The organism is Vibrio makurazakiensis, assembly GCF_050337375.1.
Lineage (GTDB): Bacteria > Pseudomonadota > Gammaproteobacteria > Enterobacterales > Vibrionaceae > Vibrio > Vibrio makurazakiensis.
Map to the genome: position 1 here is coordinate 1 of NZ_JAKJSW010000465.1, position 922 is coordinate 922.

Below are 922 nucleotides of genomic sequence, written 5' to 3' on the forward strand. Positions count from 1 at the left end.
CGGGCAGCAATGATGTGCGCCAACTGTGTCGGGCCCACTGAGCAAGCAGACGAATGAAGACGCGGCGCCAACCACMGTGAACCTGTTGAAAGGAGCGAAAGACGTCGACGCTGAGTCGAGTCTGTCGATCGCAGACGTGAACGGCTTGGTGGATGGCTTAACGATTGCAGCGGATGGYCACACATTGAATGTRGACCCAGCAGCSTTCAGTTATCTGACGAACGGTCAGAAAGAAGTCATTACCGTCACCTATAGCGTGGTGGATGGCCTGGGCGGTGTCACCGAGCAAACCGCGACCATCACCGTTAACGGCCGTGATGACGAAGCCACCATCAGCGTGAGTGAGCCTCAAAGTGCCGCTATTGTTGAAGCGGGCATTGATGCGCAAGGCAATGCGATTGGCAATGGTTTCGCGGAAGGCAAACTAAGCGTTTCGGACGACGATAAAGATCAGGACACCTTTGCATCGGTAGAKAGTGCAAAACTGCAAGGTAAGTACGGTGCGTTCACGTTCGATGAATCGACCGGTGAATGGAACTACACGCTGGATGAGGCTAAAGCCAATAAGTTAGATCAAGGCGATACGTACACAGAAAGCTTAGTCGTGAAATCTTTGGATGGCACAGACAGCCATAAGATAGAAGTTGAAGTCRCGGGCAGCAATGATGCGCCAACTGTGTCGGGCCCACTGAGCAAGCAGACGAATGAAGACGCGGCGCCAACCACMGTGAACCTGTTGAAAGGAGCGAAAGACGTCGACGCTGAGTCGAGTCTGTCGATCGCAGACGTGAACGGCTTGGTGGATGGCTTAACGATTGCAGCGGATGGYCACACATTGAATGTRGACCCAGCAGCGTTCAGTTATCTGACGAACGGTCAGAAAGAAGTCATTACCGTCACCTATAGCGTGGTGGATGGCCTG

The 922-nt window shown here is 53.3% G+C and carries 1 protein-coding gene; it reads left to right on the top strand.

The window, feature by feature from the left end; all coding sequences use genetic code 11:
* Positions 1-25: 25 nt before the first annotated feature.
* Positions 26-922 (top strand): VCBS domain-containing protein (locus L4C33_RS22500; RefSeq protein ID WP_428814589.1); only part of this gene is annotated, 897 nt, incomplete at its 3' end.